17 protein-coding genes, 1 tRNA gene and 2 pseudogenes are annotated in these 25,756 nt (G+C 45.4%); 4 read left to right on the forward strand and 16 right to left on the reverse strand.

Annotation, left to right across the window (positions count from 1 at the left end; all coding sequences use genetic code 11):
- Positions 1-8: 8 nt before the first annotated feature.
- The 12 genes and pseudogenes from ABWT76_RS07980 to ABWT76_RS08035 form a co-directional block, all read right to left on the reverse strand.
- Complete coding sequence (locus tag ABWT76_RS07980) at positions 9-1,859, reverse strand: hypothetical protein (protein ID WP_354635908.1); 1,851 nt, start codon at positions 1,857-1,859, stop codon at positions 9-11.
- Between the two features lie 6 nt (positions 1,860-1,865).
- Positions 1,866-4,100 (reverse strand): O-linked N-acetylglucosamine transferase, SPINDLY family protein, encoded by a 2,235-nt coding sequence (locus ABWT76_RS07985; RefSeq protein WP_354635909.1) that lies wholly within the window; start codon positions 4,098-4,100, stop codon positions 1,866-1,868.
- Positions 4,101-4,257: 157 nt separating this feature from the next.
- Entirely contained in the window at positions 4,258-4,785 is a 528-nt protein-coding gene (locus ABWT76_RS07990; protein WP_054465946.1) for a type IV pilin protein, read from the reverse strand.
- 109 nt (positions 4,786-4,894) lie between these two features.
- Complete coding sequence (locus tag ABWT76_RS07995) at positions 4,895-6,223, reverse strand: class I SAM-dependent methyltransferase (protein ID WP_190879772.1); 1,329 nt, start codon at positions 6,221-6,223, stop codon at positions 4,895-4,897.
- Between the two features lie 279 nt (positions 6,224-6,502).
- Positions 6,503-7,042, reverse strand: coding sequence for a biopolymer transporter ExbD (locus tag ABWT76_RS08000; protein ID WP_354635910.1), 540 nt, complete (start codon positions 7,040-7,042; stop codon positions 6,503-6,505).
- Between the two features lie 650 nt (positions 7,043-7,692).
- Positions 7,693-8,331, reverse strand: a pseudogene (locus ABWT76_RS08005) (MotA/TolQ/ExbB proton channel family protein); the annotation flags it as partial.
- Positions 8,332-8,935: 604 nt separating this feature from the next.
- Entirely contained in the window at positions 8,936-9,856 is a 921-nt protein-coding gene (locus ABWT76_RS08010) for an NAD(+) kinase (protein ID WP_054465942.1), read from the reverse strand.
- A 188-nt stretch (positions 9,857-10,044) separates the two neighbouring features.
- The gene (locus tag ABWT76_RS08015; protein ID WP_354635911.1) at positions 10,045-11,019 is read right to left on the reverse strand and encodes an SDR family oxidoreductase; all 975 of its coding nucleotides are present in this window, start codon (positions 11,017-11,019) and stop codon (positions 10,045-10,047) included.
- 424 nt (positions 11,020-11,443) lie between these two features.
- Entirely contained in the window at positions 11,444-12,040 is a 597-nt protein-coding gene (locus ABWT76_RS08020; protein ID WP_054465940.1) for a DUF3611 family protein, read from the reverse strand.
- A gap of 154 nt (positions 12,041-12,194) precedes the next feature.
- A pseudogene (gene ltrA / locus ABWT76_RS08025) lies at positions 12,195-13,941 on the reverse strand (group II intron reverse transcriptase/maturase).
- Between the two features lie 662 nt (positions 13,942-14,603).
- Positions 14,604-16,256 carry a group II intron reverse transcriptase/maturase gene (ltrA, locus tag ABWT76_RS08030; protein ID WP_354635912.1) on the reverse strand — a complete coding sequence of 551 codons (1,653 nt, stop codon included), beginning with the start codon at positions 16,254-16,256 and terminating at the stop codon, positions 14,604-14,606.
- A 1,082-nt stretch (positions 16,257-17,338) separates the two neighbouring features.
- A tRNA-His gene (locus ABWT76_RS08035) sits at positions 17,339-17,411 on the reverse strand.
- Positions 17,412-17,570: 159 nt separating this feature from the next.
- Here ABWT76_RS08035 and ABWT76_RS08040 point away from each other — a divergent pair.
- Positions 17,571-17,933 (forward strand): DUF4359 domain-containing protein, encoded by a 363-nt coding sequence (locus ABWT76_RS08040; RefSeq protein WP_054470383.1) that lies wholly within the window; start codon positions 17,571-17,573, stop codon positions 17,931-17,933.
- A 247-nt stretch (positions 17,934-18,180) separates the two neighbouring features.
- Here ABWT76_RS08040 and ABWT76_RS08045 read toward each other — a convergent pair whose 3' ends face one another.
- A complete protein-coding gene (locus tag ABWT76_RS08045; RefSeq protein ID WP_072160968.1) occupies positions 18,181-18,351 on the reverse strand; it encodes an NblA/ycf18 family protein in 171 nt (56 codons plus the stop codon).
- Positions 18,352-18,593: 242 nt separating this feature from the next.
- Here ABWT76_RS08045 and ABWT76_RS08050 point away from each other — a divergent pair, with 242 nt between their 5' ends.
- From ABWT76_RS08050 to dprA, 3 genes are all read left to right on the forward strand, one after another.
- Complete coding sequence (locus tag ABWT76_RS08050; RefSeq protein ID WP_054470389.1) at positions 18,594-19,223, forward strand: phycobiliprotein lyase; 630 nt, start codon at positions 18,594-18,596, stop codon at positions 19,221-19,223.
- Positions 19,224-19,249: 26 nt separating this feature from the next.
- Positions 19,250-19,939 (forward strand): hypothetical protein, encoded by a 690-nt coding sequence (locus ABWT76_RS08055; protein WP_354635913.1) that lies wholly within the window; start codon positions 19,250-19,252, stop codon positions 19,937-19,939.
- A gap of 361 nt (positions 19,940-20,300) precedes the next feature.
- Positions 20,301-21,515: a DNA-processing protein DprA gene (gene dprA, locus ABWT76_RS08060; protein WP_231636979.1), complete on the forward strand. Its 1,215-nt coding sequence runs from the start codon at positions 20,301-20,303 to the stop codon at positions 21,513-21,515.
- Positions 21,516-21,659: 144 nt separating this feature from the next.
- Here dprA and ABWT76_RS08065 read toward each other — a convergent pair whose 3' ends face one another.
- The 3 genes from ABWT76_RS08065 to ABWT76_RS08075 all read right to left on the reverse strand — a co-directional run bounded on the left by ABWT76_RS08065 (position 21,660) and on the right by ABWT76_RS08075 (position 25,565).
- A complete protein-coding gene (locus tag ABWT76_RS08065; protein ID WP_054470376.1) occupies positions 21,660-22,535 on the reverse strand; it encodes a universal stress protein in 876 nt (291 codons plus the stop codon).
- A gap of 534 nt (positions 22,536-23,069) precedes the next feature.
- Positions 23,070-23,795 (reverse strand): Stp1/IreP family PP2C-type Ser/Thr phosphatase, encoded by a 726-nt coding sequence (locus ABWT76_RS08070; protein WP_054470377.1) that lies wholly within the window; start codon positions 23,793-23,795, stop codon positions 23,070-23,072.
- A gap of 84 nt (positions 23,796-23,879) precedes the next feature.
- On the reverse strand, positions 23,880-25,565 hold the full coding sequence (locus ABWT76_RS08075) for an AarF/ABC1/UbiB kinase family protein (protein WP_231636977.1): 1,686 nt from the start codon (positions 25,563-25,565) through the stop codon (positions 23,880-23,882).
- Positions 25,566-25,756: the final 191 nt, after the last annotated feature.

The raw sequence follows: 25,756 nt of genomic DNA on the forward strand, positions 1-25,756 counted from the left end.
ACAGCCTCCTAAAATTTACTTGCCAAATATTTTTGCTTTGCCTGCCACATTTGCTCGTAAGCGTTTTCCATCTCACGAGTAAATTGCTTCGTATTCCAGAGGGGTTCTGTTTGTCTTCCTTGTAATAATTTCCAAGATATTTCTTGCCTTAACCTGGAATTTTGACCCAGTTTAATACCCCATTCTACATAAGCTTCATCACTCCAAGCAATCCCTTCGGTTATGCCTGCATTGACCATCATGGTATAACTATTACGAGCCGCAAATTGTTCCCCCACCCTTGTAACCAGGGGAATCCCCATCCACAGTGTTTCTAACGTATTTGTTGCCCCATTATAGGGATAAGTATCCAGCACCACATCGGCAATTCCCAGATTAGCTCGGTGAATTTCTTCTAAAGAAACTTGTGGTAAAAATCGCAGCCGGGAGCTATCTACATCTTCTTCATCCGCCAATTGCTCAAAAAATCTTCTAGTTAAGGCTTCATCTCCTAAATTTTTGATTAGAAAATAGCTATTTTTTACTTGTTTAATGATTCGCAATTGTAATCTGGCATTTTCGGGATTGCGTTTATATCCGGTTTGGGAACTGAAATAAACCACTGCATCGTTGGGAATTCCTAAGCTATCTCTTCGGATCGTCGGGATTCCCACTTCAAACCCATCCACAGCCACATATACTTTGGGCAGTCGCCAAATTTTTTGGGCATAATAATCTGAGGCTGTTTCCGGCAAAACATAAGGATCGGCAATAAAATAATCGATCGCTGGTAATCCCGAAGCATCGCACCCCAACCACGTTATTTGAATGGGAGCCGGTTGTAATGCCAATACCTGAGAAGTCAAGCGATGAGTAATGCTATCTAAATCCACTAATATATCAATTTCGTCCCTAGCAATTAATTCGGCAATTTCCCTAGCCCCCCAATTAAAAACATCAATGAAATTTGATGGAGATTGTTGTATGTCTTCAAAAAAATATTTTAAATCGTCATTTTTACTTCCTAAGTTATAAGCAAAAATTTGGTATTTTTCTCGATTGTGATATTTGAAGATCCATCGGACTAACCAACCAACTGAGTGTCGGTTAAACCCGCTGGATAGGTAGCCGATTTTTAAATTTTTATCTCGGTTTTCTGGAATGTTTAACTTTGATTTCCTTTCCAGGGATAAATCAGGAAAATATGCTCTAACTTTTTCGTAGTAAAACCTAGCAAATTCATTGTTAAACTGGTGCATCTGTTGGGGACAGTCGCAGAAGTAAGCTTGAAATCCCAACGTTGCCATCAATTCAAGAGTAAAACTGGATTCGATCGCCACATCCTTTTTGGCGATCGCCTCCAGTAATTTTTGATATTCTTGATAAAGTTGCCGTGCTTTTTCCCAATTGCCCCCACTTTCTAGTAAAATTTTAATCATTAGATGATAAGCAATTGCCTGATTTTTGCCCGAAGTGGCAACTTCGAGCAATTTCTCCGCTAATTTTAAAATATGGTTCCGAATCAACCAAGCGGTTTTAAACTGAGCAATTGTCTTTTGTCTTTCCGCTTCTGCATCGAAAATTGAAATTAATTCAATTAGCCAATTTTCCCTCTGCTCTGGCTCAGAAATCGTCAAATTATTATCTGCTAATTTCTCTTGCCAAACTCTTTCCGCTTCTGGTTCATTTTCTGCCAATAAATACATCAAGCTCATCAGCCAATAATTTTGCTGGATGTCGGGACGCGCCAAAATTGCTCTTTCGCGCAGCGTTGCGGATGCAATATCGTAAAATTTTGCCGCCCCAGCATAATCTCCTTGCATCCAGCATTGATAGGCTTTTTGTTCCCAGTGATTATTATAGTTTTCTTGATTTTCCATTGATCATCAACCATTGAGATATATTTGCCACATTTGCTGATAAGCATTTTCCATTTCACGGGTAAACTGTTTGGCATTCCACAGGGGTTTTGTTTGTCTTCCTTGTAACAATTTCCAGGATATTTCTTGTCTCAGTTGTGGCTTTGTCCCCAGACGAATTCCCCATTCTATATATTCTTCATCTGTCCAAGCAATCCCTTCAGTAATTCCAGCATTCAGCATCATCGTATAGCTGTTGCGAGCCGAAAATTGCTCACCAACTCGCGTCACCATCGGCACCCCCATCCAGAGCGTTTCTAATGTAGTAGTTGCCCCATTGTAAGGATAAGTATCTAATACCACATCAACAATGCCGAGATTCGCTCGGTGAATTTCTTCTGAAGGAGCAGACGGGATAAATCTTAAACGAGAACTGTCCACACCTTCGGCTTCTGCTAGTTCAGTAAAGAAATTTTTTACTGCCGTTTCATCTGCCCTACTTTTAATCAAAAAGTAGCTATTCGGCACCGCTTTAAGAATCTTCATTTGTAGTCGGGCTGTGGGGAGATTACCCTTATATCCCTTCTGACCAATGTAATAAACTACTGCATCAGTGGGAATATCTAAATCCTCTCGCCGTAGGGTGGGAATTCCTACCTCAAAGCCATCCACTGCAATATAAGTTTGCGGCAAAGACCATATTTTTTCTGTATAGTAATTTGCGGCTTTGACTGGTAATACATAAGGGTCAGCGATGAAATAATCAATCGCAGGTAATCCCGCCGCATCCCAACCTAGCCAGGTTACTTGAATCGGCGCAGGTTTATAGGCCATAACCGTAAAAGTTCTATCCAAGGTTAAGCTATCAATATCAATCAAAATATCAATTTCGTCCTGGGCAATTTCTGCCGCAATCTTAAGGCTATCCGCACCTAATTGATGTACTTGGTCAACATGATTCATATACCAGGCTTGTAAGGGATCGTCCAAGGGCTGATAGTTCATAAAATAGCCGTGAATTTCAAACCGCTGGCGATCGTGATACTGAAATAACCATCGCGCTAACCAGCCCACAGAATGGGATCGCAGACAATGAGAAATATAGCCAATTTTTAAACGTCTGTCAGTTGGATTAATTTGCCGACGCTGTACCGCTTGCTCCTGAAATTTTCTTACTATCTCCCGCGCTGATTCTTGAATATAAAACTGAAACAGATCGGCAACAGAATTTTGAATCTGGCGATTTTTTACCGGATCGTCTCGCAAGTAGGGAAATAAAAAAGTAGAACTCAGCAAACGTTTCGCCCTCACCAAGTCCAGTTCTGGCGGTTTTTCCGCTATCAGCGATAACATCAATGAATCTTGTTTCGTTAAAGCAACATTAGCTTCCTCCCAGTATCCCCCAGCACCGAGCAAGCTTTTCAGGATGCGGTAATTCGCAAAAACTTGGTCTGGCAAAGTTTCGCATAAAGCATAAGCGCGTTTTGCCATTTCAATCGCCTGGGAAAAATTCCCCGCATAGTCATAAATACCAGCCAAATTCCCTAAAAGTTCTTGGGGTTGCGTGCTAGTCCCAGCCCGCAAACATAACTCTCCCCAGGCGATCGCGATTTTGGGTTGATGTAGTTCATAGGCAATTTGCGTCGCCACCTCCATCAGCAGATCCCGAAACTCAGCACTTTCTGATAGATGCTGCACACAAGCTTCGGCAAATTCCTGCGGATAAGGATGCAGTGGAGCCACATTGATTAAGCTGCGTAAAACTTGTAGGAGCAAATCCCGATCGATCTGCTTAGGAGTGACTGATTTTAGCACTGCGATCGCATCCCAAGCAGTTAACTCCTCCTCTCGCAAACGATTAATTTTGCTCCCAAGTTGGATCAAATGCAACAAGTTGTGAATATCCTGGGGGCAAATTTCCCGAATATGTTGCCGAATCAACCAGGCAACCATATCCTCTCCCAATTCTTCTTGCCTTAAAGCTTCTGTTTCCAGCACCAGCCGTAGTTCCTCTGTCCACTGCTCGATCTGCTCAGAGTCACCATCCATCATCCCCACCAGCCAAGTGGTATGAGCCGCTTCTTCTTCTCCCTGCAAAAGTAACAGCAAGCCTAAATGCCAGTAGTGAGATTTTACGTCAGGCTCCGTGGCAATTGCCTGCTCGTAAATGCTGGCTGCTTCGGTATAATTTCCTTTGAGCCGATGCCGATCGGCTTGCTCCAGCCAATCCACAAAGTCAGTTTCCCGAACATCCTCGATCATCAGCGTGACTCATCCCAGCTTGTAAACAATCCAACCAAAAATAATTGAGAGTGAGTAGTTTCAACTACTCACTCTTGAAAATGGAAGAATAACTCTCCCTGTCTAATTCTGCGTCAGGCACATTCCTCGACCAGACATAAATTAAACTATGTATTGATTATTCGGCGAGGTTCTTATCACCGGCAGTACAGCCAGCACTGGTAGGGTCTCCAGCTTGAGAACCAGGGCTTTTTGCCTCGCAGAGGAGTCCCAGGGTCAGAACTTCTGTCGCTGCTGTACCTGTAGAGGTGTATGTTAACCCTTTATAGCCTTTGAGAGATTGTCCTGTGGTAGCCGCATCTATCTGTGCTATCTGGATGGCTTGAGCATTAGGAGTACCAGCACTGATGGTGTAGGTATAGTTAGGACTATTTTTGATCCCAATGCCTAAATTATCCTTGATTGTTGCGAATGTGTTGTTATTTTCCAAAAAGTATGCTTGCTGTGCCCGGTTCATCGCACCAATATTATTCCGAGCTTCAACCTGCTTGGCTTTGTTGGCTTGGCTGAGGAGGGAGGGCAGAGCCACAGCAGCCAGAATCCCGATGATGATCACCACCACGAGCAGTTCAATCAGGGTGAAACCGCCTTCTCTTCTTTTTTCGTTCAGGTGTTGGAGGAATTTGACTTTTAATTCGGTTTTCATTTTAAAGGTCTCCTTGAGATGTGGGATGCTTGTTTTTTTAACTTCTAGAGATAACTTACCCACCGTCTCTGACTTTTATATCACCCATCGGCAAAATTTTTTTCCACCTTCAATCACAACGCTCCAAAAGCACATATAGAAAGGCTTCCAGGTCAGTTAAAAATTTGGTAATCTCTAATAACGCTTTTTCCTGACTCACGGGGTTGAGGGTGAGCGGATCCACCGGACGAATCTGGAGCCAGCGTTCCACCAAGGCCGTCACTGACTGAGGCTCATCCCACAGAGGTAGCAGACAGGCAGCAATATCACTGCCGATGATTACCGGATTCATTGTTGGGTGGGGAACGTCCCGACTAATTTCAAAAGATTGATGGTCGATGACACATTGGATCAAATAGTCTTTTAACTTAGAATTTCTTAGCTGAGGGTGCAAATACACTCTGGCACTTCGCCAGTCTGCGTCTTGCCAATCGTCAACAGGAACAAAACTTGAACCATTGTTGGGATGACCGCACCAAAAGTCAAGCAGTCGATGCCTCGGATGCAACAATTCAAACAGATGTAATCGATCTTCCGCCGAGAGTTCTGGTAAGCTCATGGCCAGAAATACCGGCAAATTCTCCCAATCTTCAAATAAATCCATCAGTTCCCAGTGTCGCCAATTCACCATACTGATGAACTCTAAATCAGCGGCTTTCATCGCAGCAAACATTTCGTTTACTGTGTACCCTTTGTCTTCTTGGAACAAGTAATTCATCATAAAAAACTCTGGGTTATTTTCTCGATTATCAGCCCAAGTTGTTGCTTTAAGTTGAACGTCATTTTTCAAGGCTTTCATCATTTCACGGACGATAGATATTTCCAGTTCCCCTGGGTTTTCATCCATCAACCCCATCATTTTGAATATTTCTTGCGCCCGATAAAGATAAACCCGATTCAGGGAACTGTGGAGATTGGCGCGAATAATTCCTTCGGGCTTTAAAACCGATTTCATCCCCTGTAGTCCAATCGCCGGTTCAGGCAGCAGATAGAGAACATCGTCACAATTGATATAGTCAAACTGCATCCCTAAGCTGGGCAAATCTTCAATACACAAAAGATGAAATTCTATATTATTCCTAAATCCATGAAATTTTAGTCTTTCTTGAGATATCTTTAATGAGTTTTCTGATATATCTATGCAAACAATTTTTGCCTCTGGGTTGGCTTCTGCTAATGCTAAAGCCTTATATCCAGTGCCACAGCCAGCATCTAAAATAATTTTGTCTTTGGTATCAATTACTTTTTGATTCCTTAAATAAAAGGATGTGACATAATTGTGATAATATAAAGAATTATAATCTTCTTTTAAAGAATTTTCTAAGGGAACTCTGGGATAAGGGCCTGTTTCAAATTGTTGGCGAATTTTTTCTAGGGATTCAGCGTTTTGGTTTTCCATGTTCTTTTTGCGTATATCCGATCAAAATGTAGCCATGTAGCCAGTCTGTAGGGTGGGCAATACCCACCCAAGGGTATAAATTCGATCGCCAGAAATGCTGGTTTTATGTAGGGGCGCTTCGGCTTGCGCCCCCAGCGGCGGAAAAGCGCCCCCAAAATCAGAGCCTGCCCCCGCGTTAGGGGAAGCATTAGCTCTAATGGCTATAGATCCGGGGGCGCAAGCTTTGCGCCCCTACAAATACACCATAAAGGGGTAGGGGGACAATGCCCACCCTAATGGTTACGGCTGGGTGGTGGCAGGAGGTGGTGGTAATTGAATATTACTCGGTGGCAAGGTGGTTGGTGTGGGAATGGACGGCTGGGAACTGGCATCACGGGGAAGGGTCGCCAATGCTACTCTGGTGCCACCGACCGCTCTCATGCGATCGAGCACTTCCACCACCAGATTATATTTGACCTCCTCGCTGGCATACAACACCATGAGCGCCATAGGATTACTGCTGTGATAAAAGCTGAGGATTTGTTCTAACTGGTCTAATGTCACCAGTCTAGGCTGTTCTTCTATATAAACATAGACCTGTCCCGCTGGTTCTAGCCGGACAATTAACATTTCTTGTGTCTGCGTCTCCCCGGTAGCTGCTTTCGGCAAGGCTACATCAATCACGGGCTGGCGCGTGAGTTGCAAGGCTGCCAAAATAAAAAATGTCAGAATGCAAAAAATTACGTCAATCAGTGGAATTAGCTCAATGCGAGCTTCTTCCCCTTGAATATCCTGGTTTATCTTCATCGATCGCCTCTTTCCCCCAATTAAATTAAGCATCTGTAGGGGCAGTGACCCCGCCCCGATTTTACCCAAAATTATCGATCGCGTCAGCCCTCATAAGACCCTGGGCAACATCGAAACAGGGCAACCTCGAAACAAGGCAACCTGGAAACAGGGGAACCACCGCCAACGGAAAAGCCCCTACTTTTGCCCTAAACATTGCTGGTTTCTTCTGGTTTATTATCTGCTGCCGGTGGTCTTTCAGGCGCTTTTGCCTCTGTGTGGTTGGCGACTGTAGAGGTGTTGGACTCAGGAGGAGTGCTGGTGCGTTCATTGTTGGGTAGGGGCGGTGCGATCGCGGTGGCAGCCCCCGGCAACGGAGTCTCTGGACTTGATCGCTGACTATCCGCTACCTGACTATCCGCTACAGGTAAAGGAGTCGGTATTTCTGAAGCAGGAGGTTCCGTGAGTCGCCCGGTTTCCCCCGATAAAGAACCCTCAGATAAAGAACCCGAACTTGAGGATAAAGGACTGTCAGTTAGTCGCCCGGTTTCCCCCGATAAAGACCCCTCAGACAAAGACACCGAAATCGATCGCGCCACTCCATCGGCTGATTCCACCGCACTGATGTTTCTGTCTGATGGTTCCGACAGCGATCGCGGACTTTGCGGACTTTGGGGGTTCATCTGGGGCATCCCCTGACTATGCCTACCTTCAGCCCAAAACTGCCGATACAGCAACTCTAACTCATTCCCCGACTTGCGGAACATCTTCATCTGCGAGAACAAAAAGCCTTGAAACATCCGATAAAAGGCTAGGGTCATAATTGCCACAATCAGTCCTGCCGCCGTACTAATCAGCGCCTCACCAATTCCAGAGGTAACATCTCGCGTCGCATTAGTGCCGATATCACCCAAACGAATCGAACCCAGGGAGTTAATCAAACCTAAAACCGTTCCCAGCAAACCCAGCATTGGTGACAAAGCAATCACCGCTTCCATAATTTTTTCGCCGCGACGCATTGCCGCCAACTCATTATCTGCCGCTGACTCCAACGCCAGACGAAACAGTTCTGGCTCGGCATTTTGCAGTCGCAAAGGAGCATACAGGAATCGACCAATCGGTTGTTTACTCCCTTGTTTGGCAATTTCTTGAGCCACCTGCCAGTCATAACGGGCCGCTTCTAGCACGCGATTGATCAGTTCTCTTTCTTTGCTCATTACGCCCAGCCAAAAGACCAGCCGTTCTAGAATCGTGCTCAACGATAAGATCGAGAGGAACAATAGCGGCCACATAGAAATGCCGCCTTTCTCAAATAGTTCTAGGATTGCTGTTTGTTGTATCATCCGCCTTCTGCTTCTCCTCTTCTGTCTTTCCCTGGAATCGGGTTTGTGGCCATAGCAGTCCAAGACATATTTTAAGTTCAAAAGTTGCCATTATATACAGCGATCGCAGATTGATTCCATAGATTTTTTCACTGACTAATAGCTCGTCATTGATTAATTTATTTTTTTATTGAGTTAGGAAGCCTACAGGCAAAACCTCAAAACCATGAAAGCAGAGCAATATTTTTTTCATTTCAATTAATTCTCTGAATCTTCTGATGATTTTTGGCTTCCTTACCCTAACCTTACCCTAAATTATTCCTAAATCAAAATACCTTGGATATTATACCAATTATTCATCACAATATTATCGTTATATCCTAAACATCAAGATTTTTCGGCATATAAATAAATGCTGACTTTTAGCAACAACAAAATTACACATTTATTATTTAATCAGCATAAATATTGCTGATTGTAAAAATACAAATAGTGTATTTTTACTGCTTTTTAATTTCCCTGGATTTTTCATATTATTTTTGATCGATAAGTTTTATCATCAAAATTCATTTTTTTAGGTTCAAGGATTTTAATGTCAGCGACATACCATCGAGCGGATCAAAGATCACGGTAACTCCACTGAAGTGGGTTTAGCCACATGAGGCAATCCCCAGCCTAACTTTTCTCGCAGCACATGGAAAAATTCAGGCCGTTTTAAGCGAATAAACCGGGCACTATAGGGTGATCGCTTGATGTGGACTCGATCCTCCGGCAACACATAACATCCCGCATTGCCATCCACCACCATCACCAGGCGATCGGGATTCGCGGCAAAAATATTCACCGGCTCACTATTGGCAAAAACTAAAGCCCTTGAAGCCAACGAATGAGGACAAATCGGCACTAGCTGTAATACTGGCACATCAGGGGTAATCACCGGGCCGCCTGCAGACAGGCCATAAGCGGTGGATCCCGTGGGTGTGGAAATAATCACCCCATCAGCGGCGATATCCACAGGTGCATGATGCCCCACTTCGATTTCAAAGTGGCACATACTGGTCAACGGTTCCCGGTGAAGCACCATTTCATTCATACAGAGTGCTTCCCAAACTACGATATTGTCCCGAATCACTTGCACCGTGACCATTGTCCGCTCTTCAATTTGATAGTCACCGGCAAGAACTTGTGCCATCGCTTCCGGGAGATGGTTCAGGTAGATTTCTGTCAAGAAACCCATGTGACCAGTATTCACCGTCAGCAATGGGATCCCCGCCGGTGCCACTTGGCGGAACGAGGACAATACAGTGCCATCCCCACCCAGCACTAAGCCAAAAGTCATATCCTGATCGAACCCAGGGGGAACCAGTTGGTCGATCGCGGTATGACAGATAGGTTTTTCTGGACTGGAGTAACCTAGAATTCCCCCGACTCCGGTGGTGGAGACCACCTGCCAACCAGCATCAGTCAGCTTGTCTTGCCATTCGAGGGCAACACGACAAGCGATCGGTTTATTGTCGTTATAAATAATGCCTGCTTTGGGCGACATTCAGCAGCCTTTCTTCGGTTTAAGTTTTACACAGCACAGAGATAGGGTTTGCCCCTAGGACATTTTTAGCATGGTTCTACCGTATGGTCTAGGGCAAACCTCTGAGAAACCGGGTAATTAACGTCAACCCTTGCCACCAACCAACAACGCTCATAGAAACCCGGTTTCTGTTGCTAGATTGGGATTGCCTAAAAAGGAATCTTCCTTTTCTTTTGCATCTTGCTGTTTTTTTCTTTTTCGTAATCCAGTTCCTTGAGTTTTTTCATAATTCGACTGAAGTATTCTTGCAAATACCCTTCTAAAGTGGTGGTTTCTTTGGGATCCAAGCCAAAGACCGGATAAACTTCATCCATTGACGCCGTTAAGGGTTTGCCACTAGCGAGCACTTCCACAAATGCGAGGCGATCGGCCACATTCCAACTCCATTGGAAGAATCGGGCAATTTTACGCACGGTTCTCAATAAACTCAGGGGTGAGCGGATAATTTTGGCTTCTTTACCCGCCAAGCGATTACACAACGCCACAATTTCATCACCACTCCAGGCACGAGTCCCTACCACGGGAAAGGTTTTGTTTTCCGTTTCTGGTACAGATAGAGCGCGGATGGCAAATTTGGCAATATCCTGCGTGTTCATATAGGCGATCGGCACCACCTCACCGGTCATCCAAACCGCCTGATTATCCAAAATCGGAATCGCATACTGACCAATTAACCCTTGCATGAATCCGGCTAGACGAAGAATTGTATAGTTTAGCCCTGATTCCGCTAGCGCCGCTTCATTACAGCGCTTAATTTCCATTAAGGGTACATCGGGATATTTCTCCGCGTCTAAAATCGAGAAGAAAATATAACGCTGCACCCCCGCAGACTTGGCGGCTTCCATCAGCGCTAGTTTGCCTTCCCAGTCAACTTGCTTGATACTTAAAGAGTCTGTGGCTCTGGCTGTGGCTGCATCAATCACCGCAGTCACCCCATCGAAAGCGGCAGGTAAAGTCTCAGGATCGCAAAGATTTCCCCGCACCAGTTCTGCGCCCCACTCTTTTAAAAAGGCTGCTCTTTTGAAACTACGGACTAAACAACGCACTTGATATCCTTCATCAAGGGCGCGTCGCGCAATTTGTCTTCCTAATGTACCTGTGGCACCGAAAACCAATAAAGTCATTTAGAATTTATGACGAATTTTTAACTTTTATTACATTTTATCAGAAATCGTTACAAATATCGCTTGCTATTGGAATTACACCGGATCGAATCGGCATATTTTGGCGACTGTCTGAATCCGGAACAATATCTTAGAGTTAGCTGGAGTCAGCCTGGAGAGCGATCGCAGGCTGAAGCCACTTCCTAGACTCCACAAAAATTCCAGTTTCCGACATTGTTAAGTTATGTAATCACAAAATCATCAACATTAGGCATGAGAGGAGCGATCGATGTCATATCAGGATTATCGCTTATTGGTGATTGGTTATAAGCAAGTCACTGATAGTGACTTGCTTTAATAGCGCCAACTGATGAGCGATCGCATTTCATCAGCCAGCAAAAAACCGCCATAATTGGCGGTTTCATTCCGGGACTTTCTGGCAAGGTTAACTATTATCTCGCGTAATCCAGTTGATCACCCACAACCCAGTAACTAAACCGATGAAGTGAGCGAAAATGGTGTGGGTGTTCGCCAAGATCACAAAAATATCCAACGGTTGGATCAATTGTTGCATAGGAACAGTCAAGGAAACCCGCGCCGCTTGAGATTGCAGGGCTTTACCCAAAAGAATCCCACTAATCGATTCAGCGGCCAGTAAACTTAAAAACATCCCAACGAGATTGATGATCACACCCAAACGCAAAATTTGCATGGCATCTGCTTTTTTGGGACGCAGGGAAGCCTGACTCGCTTTTAACTGCAACGCCAACCTGGTATAACGGAATGACCAATAGATACTTACCAGTAGGGCGATTATTCCACTCACCGCAAAAAAGATTCCGGCGCTGGTTCCGGGATTACTCCCACCGCCTGAAGCCCCAGAATTGCTGGTTTCAAAGATAATCGCGAATAAGAAGATGATACTAGCTACGACGGCTAGGACGACCTGAACCCAAAAGCTAATCCATCCGCCAAGGCGAAATGCGGGAATAACTCTCTGGACTGCTGGTGGTAAGGCGGGGGGTTCTGAATTGTTTCGCATGACTACGGCCAGTTGAAGTGATTGGGCTTAGTTCTTTTGTACTAGGATTAGGGGTCGATGGGGGAATCGCTTTCCCCACCTCCCATTCAGAACCCAGCGTGCCACTTTCACGGCACTGGGCTCCTACCTAAATTGACCTTTTACACAGGTACGATTACCAGAGCGGCAGTTCTTCCTCCTGATGTCCTTGGGTGCTCCCGTCATATCTTGACTTTAAATCGTGACAATGAGCGTGAAGCAATTGCAGGTTTTTGTATTCATCCTTTCCGCCTTGGCTTTTAGGAATGATGTGGTCTACTTCCAACAGGTCGCTGCTTGTGAAGTATTGCCCGCAATATGGACATTTACCATGCATGCTTTTTCAGCAGTTTTGCCACTCTTGTAGGGGCTTCTATGTCTTGTCCTGGCCTGGTGCTCCAGTAAACCCAGTCGCCGTCATACGGGGATTTGTCAGGCTTGACTAAGGTATGTCTCTTGATTTCCACATCCTGGTGTTTCCATAGCGTTAATCCGTCTGCTGTGGCAAACGTCCATGTACCATGTCGGCCTTTGCGATAATACTTGCGTATTGCTTGGGCTTTTTGTTTTCTTCCACGTCTACTTACTGACCATGCTCTGAGCATTTGCCAAAGAACCATGTCTTCTGATGAGAACGTTTCCTTGGCTGCTACCCCTGAATAGTAGTTTGCCCACCCTTTAATCATTGGATTTAATCTACCAATGAGTCCCGCTTGCGGGGCTGTTTTGTGGGTCTTAATAACTTCTTTTAGGGCTACATGGTGAGCTTTGATTGCTTTCTTACTCGGCTTAATCAGGGTTTTATATCCCAGTAGTTTCCCTTGGGGGTTTTTCCCTGATTTGTGTTTTCCAACTGGATATTGTCGGATGTTGAATCCCAAGAAATCAAAACCGGGAGTTACAGTCAATTCACTTCCTGTAACCAACTGATTAAGGGTGTGACATATCCTGGTTTTTTCTGGTTTTAATTCCAAACCAACTGGTTTTAGCCAAGCTTCAATTGCCGCTTTAGCCTTATGGATGACCTCTAACTCTGGGTGTAGTACCACAAAATCATCGGCGTATCTAATGATTCTGACAGGGGGTGTGTATAAGCCTTTTTTGCTGTAATAGTACATAGGAAATTGACTTTCTACATCCCGAATCATCCCATCTAGTGCTATGTTGGCCAAAAGGGGTGAGATAACCCCACCTTGGGGTGTACCTGCCTCTGGCTTTTCAAAGGCTCCTCCGTCCATGATTCCGGCTTTTAACCAAGTTTTTACTTGGTGTCGGATTTTTGCTGGACATTGGAGCTTTTTCAGTAAGTAAATGTGGTTGATTTTGTCAAAACATTTGGATATATCCGCATCCAGAACATAGTTAGGTTTCTTGTTTATTACAAGATATATTCTGGCTACGGCGTCATGTGTTGACCTACCTGGCCTAAAACCATACGAGGTTTCCTCAAATTGGGATTCCCAATACGGCTCTAGTGCCATTTTTACCAATGCCTGACGCGCTCTATCCTCCACTGTTGGTATCCCCAGGGGGCGTTTTTCATCCCGTCCGGGTTTTGGTATCCATACTCTGCGGACTGCTTTGGCCTTATAGGTTAGTGACAATCTGGAGGCCAGACTAAGCCTTTGTACGGGTGTCAGTGATTTTATCCCGTCAACCCCGGCTGTCTTCTTTCCTCTATTGAGTTGAGTTACTTGCCTTACAGCGAGTAGTTTTGCGTAATATGACTTTAACAGTAATTTCTGGAGCCCTTTTGCTAAGACATCGTTGCCCCTACTAGCCGCTCTGTAGATTCGCTTTTGTAACTTGAACACTTTCCGCTGGATTATTTTCCAGGGGATTTCGTTCCATTCCACCATCAACTTTTGTCGTGTTTTGGACATATATATCACTACTTGGGACTCTACAATTCAACTTAGGCGCAGGCTGTCAGCATATACCAGTTATTAGGCTGGTCTTTGGCTTCTGCACTGCATCTCTCACCCATGTGGCTTGCGCTTACACTTTATTTCACTACTTAGGATTATCGACCTATCCTAAGAGCCTACATGGGCTTTACTTCGTTCCGTGGCTTTGGGTTTATTAGCTTTCTTGTGCTGCCCTCTCCCCCTGGGTACTTCGGGATTTCTTTTTGCACGAACAGCAGAGTCATGCAACTTTTTGTGGGAAGTGTTAAATTCCCTACCTATTCCCCGTGCTCGTTTTGAGCGCAGCGTATCAACCAGTTTTTCGCTACTTCATGATGTAGAGGGTTCAAGTCGGACAGAAAGCCTCACGGCTGACCTTAGCTAATTGGCTCGAAGGGATTCTCTTACTGGTTAAGAGTTACCTCCTTTTCAACCCGCTTCACACCAGTGAATAGTGATTCTCCGGGTGGGGCTGATGCCTAACTACCCCTGGTAATTGTTCTTTTACCAGGAAATCCGGGTAATTGACCTCCATTTAGGCCAACAAAACCACAGTTGGTCGGGTAAGGTTCAGGGATTACTCCCCTCCCCTCCCCTAAGAACCGGACTTGACACTTTCGCATCATCCGGCTCAAGCCTTATTTCAAGCGATTGGACTTGGATTTGCTGTGTACCTGCTTATGACACGCTTGGTGTAAATGCACAAGGTTTTCAATGTCGTTTTGTCCGCCTTCTGCAACAGGTACTATATGATGGGTTTCAATTTCCTCACCGTTGAATAAAGGTTCGCCACAGATAGGGCATTTCCAGTTTTGGTTTTGAGCGATGTTATAATTCCGGGAGTTTTTCTCCCAGTAGCTCTTACCATATTTATGGTGACGTTTTTCCCAGTATTCCTTGAGGCTCGGATCGTCCGGTGACGCTTCCCCTTTGACCTTTACATGGCGCTCGATTGGAGTGTAAGCTATTGGGTAGAGAATTGTTTCAACCTCTTTCCCTCGCCGTTTGTCTGTACTTGTACAGGCGAACGTCCACTTATTGCCTTTTATGGTCTTAAAGTAACGTTTCCGAATCCATTTTGTGTTTTTGTTGGGATGCCGACGCTTCGCCCAACTCCAAAGGTAGTACCACACTCTTGATGAGATGTAGCTGAAGGTTACTTTGCTCACTACCCCCTTGTAGTAGTTAGCAAAACCTCGGAGAATCGGATTTAGCTTTTTAATGACTACTTCTTGTTCACAACCATTCATTGCCTTTATTTCCTTGCCTATCCTTTTACAGAAGGCTAAAACCTTCTTTTTGGATGGCTTGATAAGCAGTTTGCCGTTATAGTGGCGATGGTTGAAACCGAGAAAGTCAAAGCCGTCTTCTATTGATGTAATAACCGTTTTCTCCGTGCTTAATTCAAGTCCTATTTCTGATAACCATTGCTGGATTCTGGTCTGGGCTTTTTCAAGACTTTCCTTGTCTCTAGCAGTAACTATAAAGTCGTCTGCATACCGCACGATGCCTAATTTTGAATTGGTGGTTTTAACGAGTTGTTCCAAACCATGCAGTCCAATGTTGGCTAGTAGGGGTGAGATTACCCCGCCTTGCGGTGTTCCCGTCTTTGTGGGGTTGAATTCCCCTTTGAGAACATAGCCAGCTTTTAACCATCTTTGGATTAAATCCCTTTTAGGGAAGTTTCCTAATTGTTTCAAGATGGATTCATGGGCAATATTATCGAAGAATCCTTTGATGTCAGCTTCAAAAACCCAAGTGTCTCTGCCTTTACAGAGTCTAATAAAACTTTGTTCGATGGCATCTTGACAGCTTCTTCCGGGTCTGAATCCGTAGGAGTTTGGCTCAAACACGGGTTCCCATTCGGGTTCTAGTGCGTTCATTACTATTGCCTGTTCGATTCTGTCACGCATTGTTGGGATTCCTAGCGGTCGCAACTTTCCGTTTGACTTTGGTATCATTACCCGTTTAGTTGGGCTTTGAGTTCCGCCCTTCCAGTTGTTTACCAGTTTCACCCTTTGCTCTGGGGTATTGATTATTTTCTTGTCAATTCCTGCCGTTGCTTTTCCTTTATTGGTTTGGGTGATTTTTCGCACTGACAATAGTAAGTTTGCGTGGCTTTTTAACATCAACTTTTGTAGGTTTCTCAACTTACGAAAGTTACCAAGTTTTCTCGCGAGAAAGATTCTTTGACGTAAGTTCCTAACCAGCTTGTTGGCTTTTTGCCAATTAATTTGGCTCCAGTCTTCCAGTGGTTTCTTTAGTCCGTTTGTTGCATTTGGTTGCGACATCTAACTTGTCCTCAGATACGGTTTTTACTGTCTGGTCTCTTTCTCATACGACCCAAGGCAAGTCTGCTGTTCCTTTCGGTCAGGGGCAAATTTTGAACCCCTATCTCCCCATTACAGGGATGCTTTCGCTTTTTGCCTCATCCTCTACCCTCCAGAGAGTTCTGCTTTCCTTGCGGTCTGCTTACTATGGGATTCGACCTTCCCATAGACTCTGTAGGGCTTACCCTGTTGTATCCTTTGGTTGTCCGTTCTCTCGTTAGGCGCTGTCTTTCCTGCGGTGAGAGTTTTAGTCACACGCCTTGATGACATAGGATCATCGAGGCTGCTCACTTACCTTTTGGTTCGAGCCTGTCAGCCTTATTTGGCTCGTTTAGGAATCACGCAGTTTAAATGGCAGTTCATTTTCATTCACCATTGAGAGAATCCCTCTTGCTCCTTACCGGCTTAGGCTGCCAGTTTCGGTTACGTTCGGGGTCTGCACTCCGTCTGTTTCGTTACCTACTAGGACGTGACCATACCTTTTTTGGTACTTTCCGCGAGGGCAGGGGGTGTGACTCCCCTAGTAGGGCCGACCCTACTTACCAAACGACCAGTTCAGGTCGCGCAAATGGTTCGTGACTACGATTTTAGGTGGATGCCTGTTAGTTCACTATGTCTTCCGGAACCACTACCAAGCGCACGCTTCAGGTATTACCATCCACTTTTCGCTTGAACGAATCGCACCTTGCTGTTTTATGATAGTCCATGAAAGATAATCCCTGAAATCAGCATGGCGCGATCGCGCTATGTTGTGTTGATGTGCTCCTAAGTAGCGGTAGGGTGTGTTAGCGTAGCGAAGCGGAGCGTAACGCACCTTAACCCAGGGTAACGCATCTTACACCAGGGTAACGGATCTGATTAGTTAAAATAAGGGCGAACGATGGGGCTCGAACCCACGAAATTTTGTAGGGGCAAAGCATTCGGGCAACAATTTCTGGGAAAAAACCCCAAATTTAATATCCGAATGCTTTGCCCAGTAACGCACCTTAACCCAGGGTAACGCACCTTAACCCAGGGTAACGGATCTGATTAGTTAAAATAAGGGCGAACGATGGGGCTCGAACCCACGAATGGTGGAACCACAATCCACTGCCTTAACCACTTGGCTACGCTCGCCATTCGATTTATAACTATAGCACATTTAGTTAAAATTGATCTACCCCCTGGGAAAATTTTTTTTGATTTTGTCTAAAAGTCGCTGCGGCTGCGAAATTTCCGGTTTAGCATCGGTAGTTAAAGCATACAGAAAACCATACAGATAAGTTCAACGTCACTATGAAAGGGTTAAAGATAGTCGCATCCATCGGCGCCGTGGGGGGCGTGGGACTTGGGGTAGCAATGGCGATCGCCAATCCCAGTCCAGAAGCTTACAACAACTATGCGGCCCAGCAAATGACCCAGTATCTCAACAATGTCGCCTGTGAGAAAGTGCCAACGGGCAAAAAGCCATGTCTCTCACTGGTGCAGTCAGCGCAGCCGCAAATTTCCCAACTCATTAGTCAGAATACCGAACGCCGTAACTTTCTCTTGTTCAGTATTTACAAGACAACGTTTAATCTGCCCTTACTCCCAACCTACCAATTTGAAACCCTGGGAGCCCTGCAAAACTTTTATATTTATAAGCAAGAAAAATTATAAATTATCATCAAAAGATCATCTATATTGTGGCGCTCAACGATTGCCCCGAAAACCTCATCTTAACCGAATAATGCTGGTTTAAGGGTAATCGCCATTCTCGAAAAACGCGAAAAAAATTAAAATCCCAATTAAATCCCGGTAGCTGGTTATAGATATATGATTGCCTGAATGTTATCGCTCCGATGATTAATTGGGATTTTTGCTGTAACAATGTCGTGTAACAACTGGTAGTGCCCCGCTGAGGTTATTAAACGTGCTGCTTCAGGAGGTCTTTGAACAAGTTATCTTTGACCATGCTCTGACGCAACACTTCTAATAGATACTCTTGCGCTTGCTCTCTGGTTAACCCTTTGATTTGCTTTTCGTACACCTTTAACTGAAATTGTTGTTCCAAGCTCAGACCTGAAGTTGTATTCATCGGTTTGCTCCTTTTTCTGTTGTTTCTTGTCTGTTTTCGGTTGTCCTGTGATTCAAGACGTTAAGTGATTCTGGTTTGGTTTCCGTTAAATGTAAATTATCGTAACAAGCTATTGACAAACTGTTCATAATATACATTTGCAGATTAATTTCTGCTACAAAAGTTCATAAAAGCCTCAGACGGTTTATGATAAAGAGGTGAAAACAACCAAAAATCAATAGTTACAAGGCATCAGCAGTTTCATGGACGCGATAGAATTTTTTCAAAAAAGTGCAGGAAAATGGCGATCGCAGCGCACTACCCACCATTTGGCATTTAGACGCGCTGAGATGGGCGACTCGGAAATTACCGTGGAAGCATTAGCGGGGGACGATCCAAAAGTACAGGAAATTTGTAAACTCCATGAAGTGGATCCCAGGGAAGCCAGTGGCGGGGCTTTTGTCTCTTGGCAGGGTTCGATGGCTTGGGACAGGGAAGGAGAAAATCATTCTGGGGAAACCGTATTTGCGATCGTTCCCGATCCGCATCATCCCAACACTGGGCGAATGTTAAGAGAACGGGGCTATGCGGAAATTGTCCCAGTGGCGGGACAATATCATATAGACGAAGAAGGTGGACTGGTACTGATTACTGAGTATGAAACCATGAGTGTGATTGAACGCTTCTGGTTTGCCAATCCCAATTTACGGATGCGGACTAGCACGGTGACTCGCTTTGGGGGGTTTAGTACCGCCTCTTTTTGTAGCGAAAGTCGGATTTCCACAGAATCAGCGGATGTCAATAATTCTCAAGCGGAATCAGTAAACGCCAACAAAGAATCCAGCCAAGAATTATTAGGAACCGCCAAATTTTCTTCGGTTTTGGGGTGGTAAAAGTGATTGGGGATTGGGGATTAGAGATGAACGCGCCGCACTGGGAAAGCAACCCGGAAAGAAACCCGGTTTCTTGGAGAAACCGGGTTTCTGAGGTTGCCTCCTGCCAAATTACCAGTAGCAACACCAATTCAGATTCGTTTCAACGAGGTTGGCAATACCTAGATCGGGTGCGTCAGCTTACCCCAGAACCGGGGATAATTTCGCTAAATCCAGAAACCGGGTTTCTCGAAGAAACCCGGTTTCTTCACACTCGCATCTGCACCTGGATTGGCGATCATATAGATGCGATTAATTTAGAACTCACCGATTATCTGGAAGCCTGTCATCAATGCTTTCCCGTCGCCCACCGGCAAAATATTCAAATTTTCGCCGCCCCATTAGCCTCTCGATTTGGCATTGACGGCTTATGCAATATTTTATTGGACCCGATCGCCATCCTGATTGATGTAGGTCGGGTTAACCCTGAAGATTGGTTAGGCTTAGTCGTCCATGAATATGCCCATGCTCATCTCAAATCTCCGGGACACGATCGGCGATTTTTAGAAGTCCTCACCCATTTATGTCTAGGCTTAGGACTTGTCCCCCCAGTCTGCTCCTTTGACAGCGATCGATCCGTAAATTCCGCTCATTTGCGTAATTGGCCTCACTGTAGCTCAACCGCCAACCCCCTAGCTTTTTGGCTTGGCCTCACTGTAGAACCGCCAAACTCCTAGCTTTTAGGCAGAAAAAGAAACCGGGTTTATCTTTTAAAAGAGAAACCCCCATGCTAGTCAGGCATTTTCTGAAGCAACCCGGTTTCTGTGGTTTTTCTAGCGGCTTTTCCGCCGATGATTAATCACTTGCCAGCCACCACGCTCCTACAGAAAAACAACTGGCAATAAAGCCAATAATAAATGGATGGGGAGGAAGCCGGGAGGCGATCGCGGCTGGGTAAACTCCCGCATTGAGTAATTACCCAGGAGTACGATCCCCAAACTTGGTGGCAGTACAGCGAAGGGGTTTCCTCGATTTTTTCGGCAACCATTACCTATATGTACGCTCGTTTTTTTTGAAGTCCCTAGGGTGGCGTATCCCATGCCAGAACAGATGCAAGAACGGATATTTTGGGTGGCTTGGTCACAAATTTCTGGGGTCGGCCCGGTGACACTCCATCGTTTAAATCAAAAGTTTGGCAGTTTAGCCGTCGCGTGGCAAGCGCCACCAACTGCCTTAAGTGAGGTAGAAGGATTGGGTCACAAAATTATCGCCAGCATCATGGAACAGCGATCGCGGATCTATCCCAACACCCTGTATCAGCAGCATTGCCAAAAAAATCCCCACTTTTGGACGCCGGTTGACCCGGACTATCCCCGTTTGCTATTGCAAATTCCCAACCCCCCGCCCCTGCTTTATTATCGAGGCACCATCGACCGAGACGAAAATCTGGGCAACCGCCCAGTGATTGGCATCGTCGGCACCCGCAATCCCTCGGACTATGGCAAACGTTGGACTCAGCGCATTGCCACCTTGCTGGCCAAATGTGGCTTTACCATTGCCTCTGGTATGGCTAAAGGTATTGATACAGAAGCCCATCATGCCTGTTTAGCTGCCGGAGGACGCACTCTGGCGGTCTTTGGCACCGGGGTTGATGTGGTCTATCCCGCAGAAAATCGCAGCCTTTACCAACAAATTCTGGCGCAAGGGCTGGCATTGAGTGAATACCCCAGGGGCACTACCCCCAACGCCCGCCACTTTCCTCAGCGGAATCGCATTATTGCTGGACTCAGCCGTGCTTTATTAGTCATGGAGGCGCCGGAACGATCGGGGGCATTAATTACCGCGCATCAAGCCAATGAATTTTGCCGCGATGTTTATGTGTTGCCCGGTCGGATCGATGACTATAACTCTCAGGGTTGTTTAAAACTTTTGAAAAATGGGGCGGAGATGATTCTCAGTGAAGCGGAGTTATTGAAGATGCTCGGTGCCATGCCCCCCCTGAATCAAGGGCAACAGTCTCAACAGTTGTCCCTATTTTCTGATTCGGTAACCAGAAATATTCAAAAAAGCGATCGCGCCATTGCGTCCAGGGATCCCACCCCATCCCCTACCGTACCCAGCATGACCCCAGCCATCAACCTGGAACCTAATTTAAAACAAGTATTTCAGGTCATCCCCTCAGAGGCGATCGCGTTTGATCTGATTGTGGAACAAGCTCGGATGAATGCCGGGGAAGTTTCCAGCGCCTTGTTGCAGTTGGAATTATTGGGTCTAGTATCCCAGTTACCCGGAATGCGCTACCAACGTGACTAACCCAACCGGGACCACCCCGAATACAAACCAGTGCTGGGGAAGCGATTGATGGCAGTTGAGTTGACGCCTAATAGCATAGACATCAGCCGTCAACCCTCAACAATTCTGATAATGAATATGGACTCTTAATCAACAAAATCAACTCTAAGAGCGTAAGGGGAAAAAGATCAGAGGTTGACTGCTGCCTCGCAGCAGATCGCGCCGGAAATTGCGAACCCAATCCCAAGAACCGCCTAAATTTTTACCCGCCACGGCGATCGCACAAATATCACTCATGGCGGCGATTTCCAAGATATCGGGAACAGGTTCTCCCAAGCGCACCTCGATATCCACTTCTAAATTCAACCCTGCCAACTCGGTTTTGATTGCCCCTAATTTTGCCTGAGCTTCTTTGAGCAAAGAATCTTTCGGCACCTCGCGCAGAATACCGGCATCAATAATCCAAATCAGCATACAACGTTCCAGAGAATTAGCGGGACGTTGTGCCGCATAGCGTTTAAATTCTGCCACCAATTGCGGGGAAACATCCGTATCATCATAAGGAATTCCCACATAGCGCAATAAGTGCCGACAACGTAAATCCAATTCTTCCGCAGTCAAGGCATATAACAAAGGAGTAGGAAAAGTGATCAGGGGAACCTTAATCCGAGCCGATAAATCAATAATAGTCGCACCAAACAGTTGGTCACTCAGTAAAGTTTTCGGTTCCGTACCCACAACAACTACGTCACTTTTATAAGTTTGAGCAACTTTGAGAATATGATCTATGGGTAAACCGGATTTAATTTCTACCGCCACTTCCATCCCATTGGGGATATTTTCAGTAATGAAAGACAAGCGATCTTGTGCTTTCTTAATTTGCTCTGTATCTTCCCGAGGAATCTGACCTTTTGACCAAAAGGGAACACAATGCAGAAATACGATTTGCTCGACTCCACCGGCGGCCAAACTCGGCAAAAATTGACCTAGACGATGTAAACCGTCTGTAAAATTTGTAGAAACCAAAATTTTTCTAAACATGAGGATTTCCGCGACTGATTTGATAAAATCCCGTCCAAGGAAGGTTGGCTGGGATTGACGCTGGTTCACAACAGAGTTAACCAAGTTTACCCAGATCCCAGTACCATTCCCACATCTGTTTTCCTCAACATCTATTCCGCTCGTTTATACCTAGGGTAACAACTTCTAATTGGTTTTAGTCAGAGTCTTACGGGTGAGGAGAGACGCAGGATTTCTGATGGCGGGTAGTCGATCTCTTCTGACTGATATCTGCCCAATTGATTGACGATTTAATTCATTTAATTTATATAATTAAATATAATTAATGGGCATTAATGGGCGGATATTCTCCGGGAATTCGACGAATTATCGATGCCGGATCGACGGTTAGATATATCTTTTTTTGATAGCCTGGGCTATTTTAATCCATATGCTTCTTTAATTCAGATTCTTCTACAATAAATTTCCTGAGCCAGACCGATGGCGGTGAGAATGACAATTCCGGGTTATCCAGCAAATTAGATGTATGAATATTTTTCTAGGCGAATCTTCTATTTAAGCAATCGTGATAATCACCACGGTAATATTGTCTCGTCCACCTTTTTCTTTGGCGGCGTCTACCAAAGTGGTCGCCGCTTTTTCCCCGGCTCTAATTGATTTCAGGTTATTGGCGATCGCGGCATCGGATAATTCTTCCGTCAGGCCATCAGAACAAAGCAGGAGGCGATCGCCGGTTTGCACCTCAAACGGATTCACCGTCACTTCCGGGAGATCCGGGCGACCAATACATCGCTCCAAAACATGACGCATCGGATGACTTCGCCCTTGTTCGGCAGTTAAATGACCAGCCTGAATTGCCCGCGCCACCCAGGTATGATCGTCGGTAATTTGCTGCAATTTTGACCCGCGTAGACGATATAAACGAGAGTCCCCCACATGAGCGCACCAGGGCTGGTCATCGCGAAAAATCACCGCCACAGCGGTCGTTCCCATATCATTCAATGCGGGATGTCGCTGTTGCTCCTGAACAATTGTCTCATTCGCGAGGCGAAAAGCTTGATTGAGAATTTCAGCGGAACTCTTATCGGAATGCCACTGATTTTGTAAATAATTTTTGATCGTTTGCACCGCAATTCGAGATGCTTCTTGACCTCCCGCATGACCTCCCATGCCATCGGCGACGATAAAAAATCGTCCCTCCGGTTCGTCCATATAATAATCATCTTGATTAACCGAACGAACGACTCCTGTATCCGTTAGACCCGCAAAATAGCGTTTCATAATTCAATTTTTTTTCAGCATCAGGCGACAGTAAATCAGAAAAAATCGATAAAAATCGATGGTTTGGGACTAATTAATTGCTCCTTAAAGCATTTTATCCATTCGCTCCAATCCCATTAATAGGCGAATTAAGCTACCTGCCAGTAAAACTGCGACCAGGGCGATCGCACCGGCCAACCATAGCCAATTATTCACCAATAAGATCGTTGCCGATAGGGTAAAAGCGCTCACCAGCAAAGCCAAATTCGTACCCATTTGAATACTACCTAGGCGTCGGATTACTCGGTCGGTTTCCGTGGAGCGAATCCGCAAACGGATGTCACCGCGATCTAATTTTTCAATGGTATCCTCAATCCGACCTGGTAAACCGAAGGCGGTACTACTGACTTCCGCTGCTTGGCGACCTAGTTGATCTAAAAAGCTAGATTGATCCAGTCCATTGCCATTACTCATAATCTGTAGAGCAAAGGGTTTTGCTACCTCCATAAAATTAAACTCTGGATCGAGACCTTTGCCGACCCCTTCTAAGGTAGAAAAGGCTCGCATGACAAAAGTAAAGGTGGCTGGGAAGCGAAACGGCTGGTCATAAGCGATTTCATATAAATCATCGCTAATCTGTGTCACCGACTGCTCCTCAAACGGTTGATCCATTAAATTATCTAGAATGTATTGGATCGAACGCCGTACCGGGCCTGGGTCTTCCATCGGTGCTAGGGCACCTAATTCTATCAAAGAAGTCACCACTTTATCGGCATTTTTTTGGGCAATGCCAAAAAACAGATCCAGCAGTCCTTCCCGAATATCTCTGCGGATAGACCCCATCATGCCAAAATCGTAAAAGATCAAAGCACCATCAGGGCTGACAGCAATATTGCCTGGGTGAGGGTCGGCGTGGAAAAACCCATGATTGAGCAGTTGACGTAAATAAGCTTCCGCCCCCAGGTTGGCCAAAGTTCTCCGATCCAGTCCAGCGGCTTCGATCGCTTCGTAATGACTTATTTTAATTCCGGGAATATATTCTAGGGTCAAGACCCTGGGGGAAGCATAGCGCCAATAAACCCGGGGGACTTTCACCCAATTTACCCCGCGAAAATTCCGCCGAAAGGTATCCGCGTTCCGCCCTTCGTTGAGGTAATCAATTTCTTCGTAGAGAATTTTGTAGCATTCATCATAAATGCCCAACCAATCTCGACCTTTACCCCAACGGGGATGATTTTTAAAGTATTGAGCGATGGTTTTGGCGATCGCCAAATCAATGCCGAAGAGTTTTTGTAAGCCCAGGCGCTGCACCTTGACCACTACTTCTTCCCCGTTCATTAGCTGCGCTTTATGAACTTGTCCCAAACTGGCTGCCGCCAAAGGAACTGGGTCAAAGCTGCGGAACAATTCATCCACACTGCGGCCAAATTCTTCTTGAATAATTTGTTTCACCTGCTCATAACTAAAGGCAGGCACCTTATCTTGCAGCTTAGACAGTTCTTCTACATATTCCGAAGGAAACAGATCGGACCGGGTAGAAAATAGCTGTCCCAGTTTAATAAACGTTGGGCCAAGATCCAAGAAAGTTTCCCGCACCCAGATCGCTTGCTTACGACGTCTCGCCCCTTTCGCTTCTTCGGTATATCCGTTTGGGTAGCTCCAAGGTTTGCTATTTAGCCACAGTTCAGTGGTAAACCTGAACACACAACTCCAAATATGAATTCGGCGCTGAAAGCGAGAATAGTTTGGCCGACTCCAACGGTAAGTTTTCTTCTCAGAAGAGTGGGTAATCCCGACGGCATCAGTAGCCTGTGCGTCCCGGTTAGACTTGGCTAAGTGTTGGCCATTTAAGGGACGCTGACGGTTTTGAATATCAGTTTCAGTTAGAGGTGACACAGGCAAAAGCGCAACTCGTTTTTCAGAGGGGATCTAAGGGTATCTAAATTAGTTTAACCGGCGATTGTCAGTCTTTATTTTATCAG

This window comes from Planktothricoides raciborskii GIHE-MW2, assembly GCF_040564635.1.
Taxonomy (GTDB): domain Bacteria; phylum Cyanobacteriota; class Cyanobacteriia; order Cyanobacteriales; family Laspinemataceae; genus Planktothricoides; species Planktothricoides raciborskii.

What these genes read in the sequence shown, in the direction of transcription:
- ABWT76_RS07980 (WP_354635908.1), bottom strand. Translation starts at nt 1,859, where the DNA reads ATGGAAAATCAAGAAAACTATAATAATCACTGGGAACAAAAAGCCTAT.
- ABWT76_RS07985 (WP_354635909.1), bottom strand. Translation starts at nt 4,100, where the DNA reads ATGATCGAGGATGTTCGGGAAACTGACTTTGTGGATTGGCTGGAGCAA.
- ABWT76_RS07990 (WP_054465946.1), bottom strand. Translation starts at nt 4,785, where the DNA reads ATGAAAACCGAATTAAAAGTCAAATTCCTCCAACACCTGAACGAAAAA.
- ABWT76_RS07995 (WP_190879772.1), bottom strand. Translation starts at nt 6,223, where the DNA reads ATGGAAAACCAAAACGCTGAATCCCTAGAAAAAATTCGCCAACAATTT.
- ABWT76_RS08000 (WP_354635910.1), bottom strand. Translation starts at nt 7,042, where the DNA reads ATGCTTAATTTAATTGGGGGAAAGAGGCGATCGATGAAGATAAACCAG.
- ABWT76_RS08010 (WP_054465942.1), bottom strand. Translation starts at nt 9,856, where the DNA reads ATGTCGCCCAAAGCAGGCATTATTTATAACGACAATAAACCGATCGCT.
- ABWT76_RS08015 (WP_354635911.1), bottom strand. Translation starts at nt 11,019, where the DNA reads ATGACTTTATTGGTTTTCGGTGCCACAGGTACATTAGGAAGACAAATT.
- ABWT76_RS08020 (WP_054465940.1), bottom strand. Translation starts at nt 12,040, where the DNA reads ATGCGAAACAATTCAGAACCCCCCGCCTTACCACCAGCAGTCCAGAGA.
- ltrA (WP_354635912.1), bottom strand. Translation starts at nt 16,256, where the DNA reads ATGTCGCAACCAAATGCAACAAACGGACTAAAGAAACCACTGGAAGAC.
- ABWT76_RS08040 (WP_054470383.1), top strand. Translation starts at nt 17,571, where the DNA reads ATGAAAGGGTTAAAGATAGTCGCATCCATCGGCGCCGTGGGGGGCGTG.
- ABWT76_RS08045 (WP_072160968.1), bottom strand. Translation starts at nt 18,351, where the DNA reads ATGAATACAACTTCAGGTCTGAGCTTGGAACAACAATTTCAGTTAAAG.
- ABWT76_RS08050 (WP_054470389.1), top strand. Translation starts at nt 18,594, where the DNA reads ATGGACGCGATAGAATTTTTTCAAAAAAGTGCAGGAAAATGGCGATCG.
- ABWT76_RS08055 (WP_354635913.1), top strand. Translation starts at nt 19,250, where the DNA reads ATGAACGCGCCGCACTGGGAAAGCAACCCGGAAAGAAACCCGGTTTCT.
- dprA (WP_231636979.1), top strand. Translation starts at nt 20,301, where the DNA reads ATGCCAGAACAGATGCAAGAACGGATATTTTGGGTGGCTTGGTCACAA.
- ABWT76_RS08065 (WP_054470376.1), bottom strand. Translation starts at nt 22,535, where the DNA reads ATGTTTAGAAAAATTTTGGTTTCTACAAATTTTACAGACGGTTTACAT.
- ABWT76_RS08070 (WP_054470377.1), bottom strand. Translation starts at nt 23,795, where the DNA reads ATGAAACGCTATTTTGCGGGTCTAACGGATACAGGAGTCGTTCGTTCG.